We start from the raw sequence: 15447 nt of genomic DNA, 5'->3' as shown, positions 1-15447 counted from the left end.
GTTAAAATGAATCGTTTCAAATATAGGTAGGAAGCCGAAGAATTAACAAAGAATTAATGTAGAATCATTTTGAATAGAGAAATAAGAAGCATAATTTTGTTGTTATAATTAGTGCGTGTTCTTCAAAGAACTTTAAAGGAAATGATTAAAACAATTTAAAGATGAAAAAATTAGGATTGATTTTTGTTAGTTGCGTCCTCTCGCTGTTTGCCGTCCAAAAGACGTACGCGCAGGCGCAGGACAAGTTATTGCAACTATTGAAGGAAGAGTTGGCAGCCGATATGAAAGAGCTGCAGAAGCAGGAGAATCCTCCTTACCACATGAATTTTCGGGTAATGGATGATCGTACCGTGAATATCTCGAGTGCTTTCGGGGCGACGATGCGGGCACAGGAGCAACATGTACGTTCTTTGGTGCCGCAGATTCGGGTGGGAGACACGATTCTGGATAACTTTAAATATAACGCCATGGGGGCTCAGCCTGACCGGAACGGGAATTACCGGATGGCTTATATCGGGTTGGATGACGAGAACGGGACTGATGCAACGCGTCAGGCAATCTGGTACGAGGTGATGCAACGTTATAATTTTGCCACGGAAGCTTACGAGCAGGCGAAGACGCAGAGTAAGGTAAGCGTTGCCGACGAGGATAAAGCTCCTTCTTTCTCTGCAGCCCCGGTAGAGAAATATTACGAGGCCCCGATTCCTGCCGAGAAGCAGGCTATCGATATCGCGGCGTGGGAAAAGAAACTGAATGAGGTTTCCGCCGTGTTCAAAAGTGAACCTTTATTACAGAGCGGGGAAACAAGCCTGACCTTCCGGGTATTGCGTACCTATTTCGTGAATACCGAGGGCACGGAAGTGGTGCAGAACCGCACGTATGCCCGTGTCATGATGAGTGCTTCGATGAAAGCGGATGACGGGATGGAATTGCCTTTGAATATGTCTTATTTCGCTTACGAATTGAAAGACCTTCCTGATGCAGGCATCATGATTGCCGACGCGAAAAAAATGATAGAGCGTTTGAAAGTATTGCGTGTTGCCCCGGTCGTTGATCCTTACACGGGTCCGGCATTGTTGTCGGGTCCTGCAAGCGGTGTTTTCTTCCATGAAATCTTTGGTCACCGTATCGAGGGACATCGTTTGAAATCGGGTGGACAGACCTTCAAGAAAATGGTGGGTGAATACGTGTTGCCGAAAGAGTTCCAAGTGTATTGCGATCCGACTTTACGTAGTTATGCAGGGGAGGAATTGAACGGGTTCTACCTGTATGATGATCAAGGTGCAAAAGCACGTCGTGTAGATGTAGTGAAAGACGGTATATTAAGGGAGTTCCTGATGAGTCGTGTGCCTCTGGACGGATTTCCCCGCACGAACGGACACGCTCGTACTTCCGGTGGTGGTGATCCTGTTTCCCGTCAGTCTAACTTGGTGGTGGAAACGACAGCCCCGAAAACGGAGGCGGAATTACGTCAGATGTTGCTGGAAGAAGCTAAAAAGCAAGGAAAAGAATACGGTTATTATTTCAAAGAAGTAACGAGCGGTTTCACGTTGACCGGTGAAGGCGGTAGCTTGAACTCCTTTAACGTGACCCCGTTGGAAGTGTATCGGATATATGTTGACGGTCGTCCGGACGAATTGGTTCGCGGAGTGGATTTGATCGGAACCCCGTTATCCATGTTCTCCAATATCGTGTGCGGTGGTGATACCCCAAGCGTGTTCACGGGCGAGTGTGGTGCTGAATCCGGTTGGGTGCCTGTTACGGCTAGTTCCCCGATGATTCTGGTAAATAAGATTGAAACGCAGCGTCGTCAGAAATCAATGGATTTACCTCCTATTTTACCGGCACCGACGAACAATTGAAAATGGAGAATTGAAAATTGAAAATGATGATTTACGAGAGAGGGGAATGGAATCGTAAATCTAAAATCTAAAATCTTAAATTGAAATGAAATATATATTATCGATATTATTGTTTTTCCTGCTTGTGGCGCCGCTTGCCGCCCAGAATAATCAAGATCAGGTGATCTTTAAAGCTATGCAGGATGAGATGCAACGCAGCAAGGAACAGTTGATGTTGCCGGGGATGCAACCTCCTTACTATATTTCTTATACCTTGGGACGTTCTCGTCAATTTCAGGTGAGAGCCTCGTTAGGCGGTATCGTTAATTTCACGGAAACGCCGTGGTCTTCCCGCGGGGCGGTACAAATGTTTTTAGGGAATGATGATAATAATAACGATTTCGCGTATAGCTGTGTTGCGGCTCAATTGCCGATGCCGGCAGAGCCCGATTATGACGGCATGCGCAGGAATTATTGGATGGGGTCGGATATGATGTACAAGTGGTCGTTACAGGCTGCCAACATGAAAGAATCTTACTTGAAGGCGAACCCGAGAACGCCCGAAGAGGTGAATTTGAAAGATCGTCAGAGAGTGGAGCCTGTCACGAAAATCGAGGAAGCGAAAAACGCTTACACGATAGATCGTGCCGCGTTGGAGAAAACGGCAAACGAATTATCTGCCATCTTCAAGGATTACAAGGATATATACAATTCATCGGTAAATATCAGCGGTGCGGATATTGAGATTTATAAAATGACGACCGATGGTGTTGTGTTGAAACAACCGATGAGATATACCAACTTGTATGCCACGGCTTACGTGGTGACCGAGGATGGTGTACGTATCGATGATACTTATTCCGTGATTGTAGACCGTCCGGAAGATTTACCTTCGCTTGATGAGTTGAAAAAAGGCGTGAAAGCGTTTGCCGATAATTTGATCAAGTTGAAGAATGCCCCGGTTATCACGGAGTATTACGGTGGTCCGGTTTTATTTGAAGGAGGAGCGAGTTCTTCTGTTTTGACCTCTAATTTATTGAGGAGAGGTGCTCTTTACGCTTATCGTAAACCTGCTTCAGACCGTATGCAACCGATCAAGACTTTGGATGATCGTCTGGATATGAAGATCATCGATACCCGTCTGACGGTGAAGAATTATTCTTCTTTGGAAAAATACAATGGTGTCACTTTATTGGGAGCTTATGATATTGACGCCGACGGTATCGTGCCGCCCAAGGAAATCACCTTGGTGGAGAACGGTATTTTCAAGGCGATGTTGAACGGAACCGTTCCGACACTACATGCGCCCCAATCGACAGGTAGTTCCCGGTTCACGCTTTCTTCTATGGATGGAACCTATACATTGGCTCCCGGTACAATTCATATTAAAGCCGACAAGGGTACCAAGCCGGAAAAGATGAAAGCCGCTTTGATCAAGGCTGCCAAGGAGGAAGGTTTGAAATACGCTTATATCGTGCGTGGCTTGGCAGGAAAAGCTTCCCGCATCTACCGGGTGGATTTGAAAGACGGAAGCGAAACGCAAGTACGTTTCGGTGATGTTTCCGGATTCACGTTACCTAACTTGAAACGTATGTTGAATATTTCCAACAAGGAGAATGTAAGCAATTATCTTTCAAACGGAGAGGTGTTGTCTTCAATCATTTATCCTTCTTCTATTCTGGTGGAAAATATAGAAATCAACAAGTCTGACGTGAAGAAAGACAAAGAACAGGTATTGACTTTCCCGTTGCAGAAATAGTCATTATAGAAAATAGAACACAGGGAACTTGGCTCGCTTTTACGGTGAGCCAAGTTTTTTTATGATACTTGTGATTATTTGATTTGCAATTATTATATTTGCAATAATTGCAATTTAAATAATCTAATGATGATAGCAAAGGTTAGGAATCCTTTTATAATTAGCGGGTATGTTTCTGCCGAATATTTTTGTGACCGGGAGATGGAAAGTGATGAACTTACGCGGGCTTTTTTTAACGAGCGTAATACGGTGATTGTTTCTCCCCGGCGTATGGGTAAAACAGGGTTAATAGAACATTGTTTTCATCGTAAGCAGGTGCAAGAAGAGTTCTACACGTTCTTTATCGATATTTATGCCACGGGTACGTTAAGGGAATTCGTGTTCGCTCTAGGCAAGCATATTTTTGAAACCTTGAAGCCCAAGGGGAAGAAGTTTATAGAGCAATTCTTTGCCATTATCAGTTCACTGCGTCCGGCATTTAAGTTAGACTCAATGAGTGGACAGCCTGTTTTTGATATCGGGATTGGAGATATCAAGCAACCGGAATTATCTCTTGAAGAGATTTTCATGTATTTGGAAAGAGCCGATAAACGTTGTATCGTGGCTATTGATGAGTTTCAGCAGATTGCCAAGTACCCGGAGAAAAACGTGGAGGCAATGTTGCGCACGTGTATTCAAAGATGTAAGAATGCTAATTTTGTGTTTTCCGGTAGCCAACGCCACATGATGCAAAATATGTTTTTTTCGGCATCAAGACCGTTTTACCAGAGTGCTTCTCTTCTGAATCTGGAAGCCATTCGGCCGGAACGGTATAAGGAGTTCGTGTATCATCATTTTCGTGAAGCGGGTAAAAAGATTACGGAGGAGTGTATCACGCGCGTGTATAATTTGTTGGAGGGGCATACTTGGTATATGCAGATGTTGTTTAATCGTTTTTATGAACAGGTGGAGGCAGGAGAAGAGATGACGGTAAACCTTGCTGACCAGATATTGCATTTAACGGTGGAAGCGAATAAAACTGTTTATCAAAGTATGGTTGCCATGTTGCCCGAAAGGCAGAAAGAGGTATTGTTTGCAATAGCTAAAGAAGGGAAAGCCATGGAGATAACCTCGACGCAATTTGTCAAAAGGCATGGATTGCATTCGCCGAGTTCCGTGCAATCCGCGATAAAACAATTGCTCGAGAGAGAGTTTATAACTAAGGATGGAGGGGTGTATCACGTTTATGACCGGTTTTTCGGTTTTTGGTTGGCAGAAACGTATGGAACAGGATATAAGCTTTAATTCAAAATAGTAGTGGGGAGCATGGAAGAGTCTGTGAATAAAATGAATCTGGCGGATAGGTTTGAGCAGGTCTATAGAGAATACTCGAAGCCGATGTTTTTGTATGCCCTTAGTTTTTTGATTTCGGAGGAGGAAGCGGAGGATGTTATACAAGAGGTTTTTATAAATTTCTGGAAGGACAAAACGTATCAAAAAATCCGGAGTGAGGTCACGAAGACTTACTTGTTCCGTTCGGTAAAGAATAGTTGCCTGAATCGATTAAAAAAGAAAGATATATTGCGTGATCGACTGGATGTGTTGCGGGAAGAAGTGGTTGAGGAGGAGATGGTGAAGTGGAACGACACGTTGATTCAGGAGGTGGAGGCTGAAATAGAGCGAATGCCTGAACAGACACGGGAAATTATTAGAAGCGTGTTTTTTCATGAAATGAAATATCAAGAGGTCGCGGATGCGTTGGGAATATCTATAAATTCCGTGAAAACGTTGTTGAAAAACGGGATGAGGCATTTGCGGGAGCGTTTTGCCGAACGGATGGATTTGTTTCTTGTTATGGTGCTGATAAATTGATGGTTATGCTTGGTGCTTGATTTTTTTTGAATTTTTTCTCTTTTTGATTCACCCGATTTTCTTTTTTATTGTCTATACGGAAAAGAAAATAGGTCATGGATACATGGAATGAAATAGACGAGTGGATTGCCCGATACCTGCAAGGGGAGCTTCCGGAACAAGACAAGAGTAGTTTGATTCGGTGGTTGGAAGCTTCCCCCGAGCATGAAAAGTATTTTCGGGAGATACTTCGGACAAAGGTGCATGTGGATGCTGTCGGAAAACGGAGTAGATTGGAGCGGATGCAAGAAGATGTGTGGAAGCGTATAACCCCGATTTTGGAGAGGCGAAGGAGATTGTGGTACGCGTGGGGAAGTAGTGTCGCTGCCGTGGTAATGGTGTTGGTAGGGGCGTTTTTCGTTTGGAGAGGACAACGGGAAATCAAGGGTGAATCAAATGTTTTCGCGAGTGTTTTACAAGTTGAATCCGGATCGGCTAAAGCGATTTTAGTGACTTCGTCGGGAAAAAGGATCGAGTTAAAGGAAGGTGAAACTCGTCAAGTGGCGGATATTTCCGGTGTAGGTGTGATACAGGATTCAACGGGAGGAGTTCGATTCGAGGATAAAGGGATGCCCGGGGAGGGGATACGAGAGAACAACACGATCGTGGTGCCTCGGAAAGGGGAGTACTTCGTGGAGTTGAGCGATGGTACGAAAGTTTGGATAAATTCGGATTCACGGTTGGAGTTTCCCAATCGCTTTTACGGGGATTCGCGGGAAGTGAGTTTGCAAGGCGAGGCTTACTTCGAGGTGGCGTCAAACCCGGATAAACCGTTTTACGTGCATCTGGGAGAAGTGAAAGTGCGTGTGCTGGGGACGGCATTTAACGTGATGGCTTACGAGAATGACGGTTTGACGGAAGTGGCGCTTTTGCACGGGAAAGTTAGTTTTGACGTGGGAAAGGAGGCTTATGCGCTTGAACCGGGAGAGGTTGCATCTTTAAACAAAGAGAACGGTAAAACTACTATTCGGGAAGGTGATGTTCGGATGATTATTGATTGGAAAACCGGTAAGTTTAATTTTGAGGATATGCCTTTGGAGGTATTGACCGTGAAATTATCTCGTTGGTATGGAGTATCTTTTGTTTTTGTGGATGAGGAGGCAAAGAAATTCCGTTTTTCCGGGGCGGTAACTAAATACAGGAGTTTGGATTACGTGTTGAATATGATATCGAAGACGACAAATGTGAAGTTCGAGGAGGAGGAAGGGAAAGTCGTGATTCGTGCGAAAAGATGAAGCTTATATAAAATGAATTATCCCGAATAGTGGTGACGCACGATCCGGGATAGGGCTTATTAATAATAATAATATACCTATTTGCAAAAGTATGAAAAAAAAGCGAACGAGGTGGTTTTTCATGCGAGGTTTTGAACCACGAAAATTATTGAAAGTAATGAAACTAAGCGTAATTTTATTATTGGCAAGCATGCATCTGGCGGTTGCCGGTGTTAAGGCTCAAGCGAAGATCACGGTTGAGGCGAAGATCGTGACTTATTTGGAGTTATTTAAACAGATCAAAGAACAGACGGGGCTTACCGTGGTGTATAGTAACAACGAGTTGGATAAGTCGCAAACCGTGGAAGCGGGATTCGTGCAGACGGATTTGAAGGTTGTGCTGGATAGAATTTTAGAAGGCACACGTTTGACTTACGAGATGATGGATGAGTTTATTGTTTTGAAACTAGCTCCGGAGGAAAAGAAAAAGTCGTTGAATATCGTGGGGCGAGTGTCAGATAAAGACAAGTTGCCTCTCCCCGGGGTAGCCGTGATGGCGAAAGATTTGAAGTTAGGAACGACGACTGATCATAACGGGTATTATTCTTTGCTTTTGCCGATGACGGATAATGTTTCTCTCGTGTTTTCGTTTATGGGAATGAAGACTGTAGAGGTGAAGTACGTGGGGCAAGATTCGATTAACGTGGTGATGGAGGAAGACATCAAGGCTTTGGACGACGTGGTGATTACCGGCTACGGGAGAACGGCGAAGGGGAATTACACGGGAGCGGCAACCACGGTGAACGTGGCGGATATTATGATGGCGGGAGCTTCTTCTATCGACCAGATGTTGCAGGGGGTGGTTCCGGGAATGCTGGTGCAGTCGGGAACCGGTATGGTGGGCTCTTCACCGAAGATACGCGTAAGGGGTACTTCTTCTTTGCTGGGGAGTCAGGAACCGGTATGGGTGGTTGACGGAGTGGTGCAACGGGATCCCCAACCGTTTAACTCGGAGGATAACACGAAGTTTTCGGTGGACGCGGATGATATTTCCCAGTTAGCGGGTAATGCAATTTCATGGTTGAATCCCAATGATATAGAAACAATCACTGTTTTGAAGGATGCTTCGGCTACCGCTATTTATGGTTCCGAGGCGGCTAATGGTGTCATCGTTATCACGACAAAAAAGGCAAAAGCGGGTAAAGTTTCGGTATCGTATAGCGGGGATTTTTCTATAGGTCAGAGACCTCGTTACGGGTTGTATGACCGGATGAATTCACAGGAGATGATGGAGTTCTCGAGGGAAATGTACGAGGATCGGGTGGTTTACCCTAACACGATTTTGGAGGTCGGGTATGCCGGATTGTTGAAATCTTATTTGGATAAAAAGATTTCGAAGGAAGATTTCGATAAGGAATACAGGAAAATGGCCGAGCGAAACACGGATTGGTTTGATTTGCTGTTCAGTAATTCGTTTAGTCATAAACATAGTTTGAGTTTGAGCGGTGGTTCTGAAAAGATTCAGAACAGGACTTCGTTGGGATACACGGACGAGAGGGGAGAAGCGAAGGGGAATAACGTGGCGTTGTTTACGGCTACCTCTAACACGACGGTGAATTTGTTTGACAATAAATTGATGGTGAATTTGTTGTTGAAGGGTACTTGGCGAAAAGCGGAAGGTTTTGCCTATGACGTGGATCCTTTCAATTATGCGTATAACACGAGCCGTGTGATCCCCATGTATAACGAGGATGGTACTTTGCATTATCATGACAAATGGGCGGAAACCGAAAGTACGGTAATTAATAGTAAATATAATTACTTGTATAATATTCAGAATGAGTTAGATAACACGGGAAGCGAGAACAACACGAAGAGTTGGGGGGCAACCTTGGACTTGAAATGGAATATTTTGCCGGGATTGGAATACCAAGGCTTGGTGTCTTATGCTTCCTCGTCGGCAGACGTGAAAAAGTATGCCACGGAGCGTTCTTTTTACGCTTCTACTCTCCGGGGGTATGATTTTGAGGCTTACGAAAATTCTGCCGAGGAGTTCGGGTATACCCGTTTGCCTTTCGGGGGATTGTTGGAAACCGGGTTGACGGATGTGACTACCATCACGGTGCGGAATGCTTTGGTGTATGATAGAATGTTCAAGGATGTGCACCGGATGACGTTGCAGTTGGGTATCGAAACTAATTCTACTAAAACGAGAGGGTCGACCGGAAAGCGTTACGGGTATTTGAGGGAGCGGGGCGAAACTTTCGTGAAGTTGCCGATGACGTATATATATTTGGGTGATCCGGTAGATAATGATTTGGCACAAGGAGAAGCTACCGTGTTGAATAAGATTGACAATAAACTGAGCGAGTATGTTTCCGCCGTGTATGCTTATGATAATCGCTACGTGTTGAATGTCAGCGCTCGTCTTGATGCATCCAATCGTTTCGGGCAGGATAAAAATAAACGTTTCGAGCCGACATGGTCGGTGGGAGCGAAGTGGAGAGTGGCTTCGGAGAATTTCGCGAGAGATTTGTGGTGGTTGAATAATTTGGATTTGATAGCTTCTTACGGTTATCAAGGTAACGCGGTGGAAACGGTTTCTCCTTATTTGATAGCGGAACAGGGAGGCGTGAATGAATATTATAATGATTACGTGTTGAACGTGAAGTCGTTGCCTTATTCTGATCTTGGATGGGAAAAAACGAAAACCTATAATTTGGGGGTAGATGCCGCATTCTTGGAAGGACGATTGAATTTCACGGTGAATTATTTCAAAAAGGTCAGTGACGTACTTTCTTCCCGTAATATCCCCCGGGAAAATGGAGTGGAGAAAGCTATCGTGGACGGGGGTGAGATGACGAATACCGGTTATGATTTCGTGATTAACGTGATTCCGGTTCGGACGAAAGATTTCACTTGGCAGTTGTCATTGAATACGGCCGTGACCAAGAATAAGGTAAATAAGAATCAACGGATTAATACCTTGAACGATTATCTGGATGGTAGTGCCGTGGTGAACGGGGAGGCTTTTTCCACGTTCTATTCTTTCAAGTATGCAGGTCTGGATGATGAGAATGGTTTCCCGAAATTTGATTACATGGATGTGGAGGACGGGGAGAGTCCGTTGGCCTATTTGGTGAAGTCCGGTAAGTTTACCCCGGATTTTTCGGGAGGTTTGAACATGATGTTCAAGTACCGGAATTGGTCGTTGTATGCTTTGTTCAACGTGCAGTGGGGAGGACATGCCCGTTTGCCGAAGTTGTATGACACGGATAGCAATTACGGGATTCCAACCCCGGAGCAGAATGTATCCCGGGATTTAGCCAAGCGTTGGCGGAAAGCGGGAGATAAAACCAATATTCCTTCTATTCCGACGAGTAAAGCCTATATCAATTTGCCGACGACAGCCACGGTAGCGAGTTCGGAAAGACGGTTGTATGATATGTATAATAATTCCGATTTGCGAGTGGCTAACACGGATTTTATTCGTTGTCGTTCTTTGTCGTTGTCTTATGATTTTGAACAGAAGTGGTTATCTCGAATCGGGGCGCAACGGTTGTTGCTTAAAGCAAGTATGACGAACCCGTTTATGTGGGTTTCCGATAGTAAATGGAACGGGTTGGATCCGGAAACGGGAGATTGGCCGACGAGAAGGGTTACTTCATTGTCTTTACAAGTGATGTTTTAAGAGGTAAGTTGAGTGTTAAATAATAAATAATGATATGATGAAGAAATTACAATTCATGATATGCTTATTGGGATTGCTGGGGCTGGGGGCTTGTTCCGATTATTTGGAGAAAGAGTCCTCGGATGAGGTAATCGTGAAGACTGTTTCCGATTATAGTGAATTGCTTTTGGGGGCAGGCTATCCGTCACCGACAAAGGCGATTTATAATACGCTCTATTTGTTGGATGACGATTTTATGCTGAATGATAATAATTTTAACGACGAAACGGATAATGCTGGTGCAGTGGGTGTTTTCCCGTTTTTTACATGGCAACCGGATATGTGGGAACGACAGGAGGTGGATAAATCTTCGTATGATGAGACTTATTCCCCGACATACGAGCGGATTATGGGAGTGAATGCCGTGCTGGACGGGATTGATGAGGCAACCGGTGATGTGGAAGAGCGTGACCGGGTGAAGGCGGAAGCCTTGGCTTTGAGAGGTTATTATTATTTTATGTTGGTAAATCTTTACGGGGAACCTTATAATTATAATAAAAAGGCATTAGGAGTACCTTTGAAGTTAACGGCTGATATGGAAACGAACGGGAAAGCCCGGAGTACGGTGGAAGAGGTGTATGGACAGATCGTGAAGGATTTGACGGAATCGTCAGCTTTGTTTGAAAAATATACCAAGCGTAGGGGAAGTTTCCGGATAAATTTGCCAACGGTTAATATTCTTTTGTCTCGTGTTTATTTACACATGGAGTTATGGAAAGAAGCTATTGCTGCTGCCACGAAGGCGATAGAACATGGTAATTTGTTAACGAATTACGTGAATTTACCGGCAAGCGCAATTTGTATTGCCAATTATAGTTATTCGGAAGTGGAGTGGGTGTATGGTAATGGAAATACACCGAGTCGATTGAATACGGTTCTTGTTTCTTCGGATTTGCGTGAAAAGTTTGATGCGAACCCGAATGATACCCGCCGGCTACTTTGGTTTGATGCGAACTGGAATGTTACTAAAAAACGACTGAGTTACCCGAGCGGTACGCCAAGAATGCCGACAAATTCGATTCGCATGTCGGAGGCTTACCTGAATCGGGCAGAAGCTTTGGTACAGGATAATCAAATCGGGTTGGCATGGGATGACTTGGAGCATTTGCGGGAGAATCGTTATCGGGATTATGATGAAGCGGAAATTACAGATGCGGTGGCATTGCTGGAAGCAATTCGTGAAGAACGTCGATTGGAACTTTGTTATGACGAGGTGCGTTGGTTTGATTTGCGGCGTTATGGAATGCCTGCTATTTCTCACCGGTATAAGGCAAGGAGTTCGGCGAATTGGCAGACTTACGTGTTGACGGAAAAAGATCCTTTGTACACGTTACCGATTCCTAATGAAGTGATGGACGAGAATCCGGGATTGCAGCAAAATGAATCGGCAAAGCAGCCTTTGAGGCAAGGGAAATGAGAAATGTAGAATCTAAAATGTTACAACGATGAAGACGAGTATATATGTATTCTTGTTTGCGCTCCTGTTTTTAGGAGCCTGCGCGGAGGACAAAGAGATTGGGGAGATTCAAATAACTGACCCGGATTACGTGTTGCCACAGGGAGGGAATGCTGCTGCGGATGAGGTCATTTTGAAGTTGTATGAAAAGTACAATACTTATTTCTTGTATAAATACACGGAAAAAGATATAGAATGGACTCAGACGGCTCTTTGGGCTTATTATGATTATGAGCCGATAGACCCCAATGATGTTGTGAATTTATTAAACTTGTTGGAAATTACTTGGTTTGATTTGTATGATGCGGAGGTTTTGAAAAGAATGATGCCTTATCGGGTATTTTTAACGGGGATGTTGAAGGAAGATATTGGCTCTTGGTGGGAAAATTGGGTAGATATTCCGGCTCGTTATCTGGAAAATCAGATAGCCATTAATAAGGTGGAGAAGGATGTGGCTGATATGTCTGCCGCGGAAAAGAGAGAATTTAAATCTTATTTGCAAGCCACGTTCTTGGAATACTGCGTGGCTTATGGTGTGATAACTATTCCTGATGAGTTTTATGCTGGAAGTGATTACACGAAATCTTATGCAAGTAGTTCGGAAGAAGCGAGAGAGTGGGGATTCGTGTACAATCCGAAAACGGATAGTGAATGGAGTTATGATACTTACCAAATCACTTCTACAGATGATGTAAACGCTTATTTGGCTTCTTTGGTATATCGCACTACCGGGGAGTGGGCTGAGGATTTGGAATACCCGTTGATTCGGGAGAAATATCAAATACTGGTCAACTGTCTGAAGGAGCAATATGGTATAGATGTTTGTAAAATCGGTAACACTGTTTATGAATAATGTTGTATGTTTAAAATGTATTGTATGAAAAAAAGTATTGTAGGTTTATTACTTTTGGTGTTTATGGCACCTTGCGTGTGTAAATCTTTTGCGGCAGAAAGGAAAAAGAAAAATGTCAAAGAAGAGACGAATGTCGCAAAGGAAACGAAATACGAGAAGTTGATGAAAAAAGCGGGACGGGAGACCGCTTCAGGGGAGTTTCTTTCTTTGCACAAGATTGGGGGAAAACTTTACGTGGAACTTCCTTTGAAATATTGCGGACGTGATTTATTGATTGCTTCCACGACATCGGAATCCAGTAATTCCAGATTGGCTATGGTCGGGTATAAAACACTTGATCCTTTGCATGTCAGATTCATAAAGATGGATAGTACGATTGTACTCCAGAACGTAAATGCCATGATGGAGGGGGATAAGGAACTGGAGATTGCCATAAAACGAAATTACATGGACACGTTTTATAAGAAGTACCCGATAGCGGCTTATAATAATGATTCTACTTCGGTTGTATTTGATATGACGGAATTGTTCGTTGGGGACGAGGAAGCTTTGAAGCCGGTTGAGAGCAATTACAGTATTCTGGGGATCTCTTCTCGGTTGAAACCGGGATTCGGTATGTTGGATAAGATCAAAGCTTTCGATGATAACGTAACGATAGCGTCGTACATGACTTATGATTATAGTATATCCTTTTTTGGGCAGAATATCGGGTCGGGAGAATTGACGACTAAAGTAATGCGTACGATATTGTTGTTGCCGGAGGAGCAAATGAAACCGAGAATCGCAGATTCCCGTGTAGGTATATTTCTTACCGGCAAACAAAATATCACTATGGCGGCAGATGGGATTGAAAGTTATGCATTGGCTAACCGTTGGAGATTGGAACCTAAGGATATGAAGGCATGGGAATGCGGGGAACTGGTGGAACCGGTGAAACCTATCGTGTGGTATATTGATGATGCTTTCCCCGAATCATGGAAGGAACCTTTGAAACAATCGGTTTTGATATGGAATCAGGCTTTCGAGAAAATCGGTTTTAAAAATGTGATGGTTGCACGTGATTTCCCGAAAGATGATCCTAATTTTGATCCCGACAACTTGAAATATTCATGTATTCGTTATGTGCCGATCTCGGTTGAGAATGCCATGGGACCTTCTTGGGTAGACCCGAGAACCGGAGAGATTATTAATGCGACCGTACTGGTTTATAATGATGTAATTAAATTGATTAATAGCTGGCGTTTTATCCAGACCGCGCAGTTAGACCCGAGAGTGCGGGGTAAGAAATTGCCGCAAGAGGTGGTGGATGAATCCTTGGCTTACGTGTTTGCCCATGAAATAGGACATACGTTGGGATTGATGCATAATATGGCTGCTTCCAGTGCTTATCCCGTGGATTCGTTACGTTCCGCATCCTTCACGAATAAATACGGTACGACACCCTCTATTATGGATTACGCTCGTTTTAATTACGTGGCGCAGCCGGGTGACGAGGGAGTACGCTTGTCACCTCCGGATATGGGTGTGTATGATGAGTATGCCATTAAATGGTTGTATTCTCCTATCCCGGGTGATAAATCAGTACGGGAGGAAGCTAAAATATTGGAAGGCTGGGTAGACGAGAAGGCTGGCGATCCTATCTACCGTTATGGGAAACAGCAAGTGTATTCTCGTTATGACCCGAGTGCCCTTGAGGAAGATTTGGGAGATGATGCTTGTAAAGCGGGAGATTACGGGATCAAGAATCTGAAATATATTTTGGAGAACTTGAATAGTTGGATAAAAGATGATGAATCGACAGCTCACAGACAGGAGTTGTATTCGGGACTTTGTAACCAGTATAACCGTTATTTGTTGAATGCCTTGACTAACGTGGGAGGTATTTATTTAACGGAGGTGAAAGACGGAACTCCGGGTGAGCGTTGGAGAGCGGTTCCTCGGGATGTACAACAAAAATCGTTGAAATGGGTTATTAAACAATTGCGTGAAAGCGATTGGTTGGATCAAAAAGATGTGACGAGCAAATTCCCGTTGGCAATCAATCAATCTCTTATGTTGAAATCTCGAGTGGGTAAAAAATTATTTCAACTTAATAAAGGCATATTATTGTCTTCTCATGTCAGCACTCAACCTTATACATTGGAGAATTACTACGATGATCTTTTTGCCGGAATCTGGGAATCGGCTATGAAAGGGCGTAAGTTGACGGCTGGTGATAAAATATTGCAGAGGTTGGCTGTGCAGGAGGCGATAGCTGCAGCCGGAAAAGTTATGGATAAAAAAGGAGGTAAATCTCTTCAAGTTGCAGATATGATTTATGCTCCTTCTGTAGATGAGATTGCTCTTTACGGATTGGATGAAACGGGTTGTATTAATGAATATTTGCCGGAATTGCGAGCTCTCGAGGAAGAACACGGGAAAGGTTATGTTGCAGCTTGCTTGCGAGAGAAATATCAGTTTGGGGATACTGGCGATTACGGTTGGCAGAAAGAGGTGAATGTAAGTGATATAGATGAATCTGCTGCTTATTGTGCCGTTATGTTGAAGAAAATAGAGAATTTGATAAAAACAAAACAGGCAATGGCAAATGTAGGGGATAAAATTCATTATCAATCCCTTTTGTTAATGATTGAAGCACAGAAAAAATAGCGTGTCAATAAAAAAAGTCGGTCAATTTTTGACCGACTTTTTTATATTGGTTACC

At 43.8% G+C, this 15447-nt stretch carries 9 protein-coding genes; all 9 read left to right on the top strand.

Annotated features, from left to right (window positions below; translation table 11 throughout):
- Positions 1-161 precede the first annotated feature (161 nt).
- The 9 genes from ACK8P8_RS19140 (at position 162) to ACK8P8_RS19100 (ending at position 15392) form a co-directional block, all read left to right on the top strand.
- Positions 162-1862: a TldD/PmbA family protein gene (locus tag ACK8P8_RS19140; protein ID WP_369860188.1), complete on the top strand. Its 1701-nt coding sequence runs from the start codon at positions 162-164 to the stop codon at positions 1860-1862.
- Positions 1863-1947: 85 nt separating this feature from the next.
- On the top strand, positions 1948-3600 hold the full coding sequence (locus ACK8P8_RS19135) for a hypothetical protein (protein WP_369860187.1): 1653 nt from the start codon (positions 1948-1950) through the stop codon (positions 3598-3600).
- A gap of 129 nt (positions 3601-3729) precedes the next feature.
- Positions 3730-4884 (top strand): AAA family ATPase, encoded by a 1155-nt coding sequence (locus ACK8P8_RS19130; protein ID WP_186975863.1) that lies wholly within the window; start codon positions 3730-3732, stop codon positions 4882-4884.
- Between the two features lie 21 nt (positions 4885-4905).
- Positions 4906-5451, top strand: a complete 546-nt coding sequence (locus ACK8P8_RS19125) for an RNA polymerase sigma factor (protein WP_186975862.1) — start codon at positions 4906-4908, stop codon at positions 5449-5451.
- Between the two features lie 95 nt (positions 5452-5546).
- A complete protein-coding gene (locus tag ACK8P8_RS19120; protein ID WP_186975861.1) occupies positions 5547-6725 on the top strand; it encodes a FecR domain-containing protein in 1179 nt (392 codons plus the stop codon).
- Positions 6726-6882: 157 nt separating this feature from the next.
- Positions 6883-10395, top strand: coding sequence for a SusC/RagA family TonB-linked outer membrane protein (locus tag ACK8P8_RS19115; RefSeq protein ID WP_255469492.1), 3513 nt, complete (start codon positions 6883-6885; stop codon positions 10393-10395).
- Positions 10396-10429: 34 nt separating this feature from the next.
- Positions 10430-11851 carry a RagB/SusD family nutrient uptake outer membrane protein gene (locus ACK8P8_RS19110; protein ID WP_186975860.1) on the top strand — a complete coding sequence of 474 codons (1422 nt, stop codon included), beginning with the start codon at positions 10430-10432 and terminating at the stop codon, positions 11849-11851.
- Positions 11852-11879: 28 nt separating this feature from the next.
- A complete protein-coding gene (locus tag ACK8P8_RS19105; RefSeq protein WP_186975859.1) occupies positions 11880-12743 on the top strand; it encodes a hypothetical protein in 864 nt (287 codons plus the stop codon).
- A 24-nt stretch (positions 12744-12767) separates the two neighbouring features.
- The gene (locus tag ACK8P8_RS19100; RefSeq protein ID WP_186975858.1) at positions 12768-15392 is read left to right on the top strand and encodes a zinc-dependent metalloprotease; all 2625 of its coding nucleotides are present in this window, start codon (positions 12768-12770) and stop codon (positions 15390-15392) included.
- Positions 15393-15447: the final 55 nt, after the last annotated feature.

Source organism: Butyricimonas muris (genome assembly GCF_046365375.1).
GTDB lineage: Bacteria > Bacteroidota > Bacteroidia > Bacteroidales > Marinifilaceae > Butyricimonas > Butyricimonas muris.
Note: the sequence above shows the minus strand (reverse complement) of the source record. Positions and strands in the feature narration are given on the sequence as shown.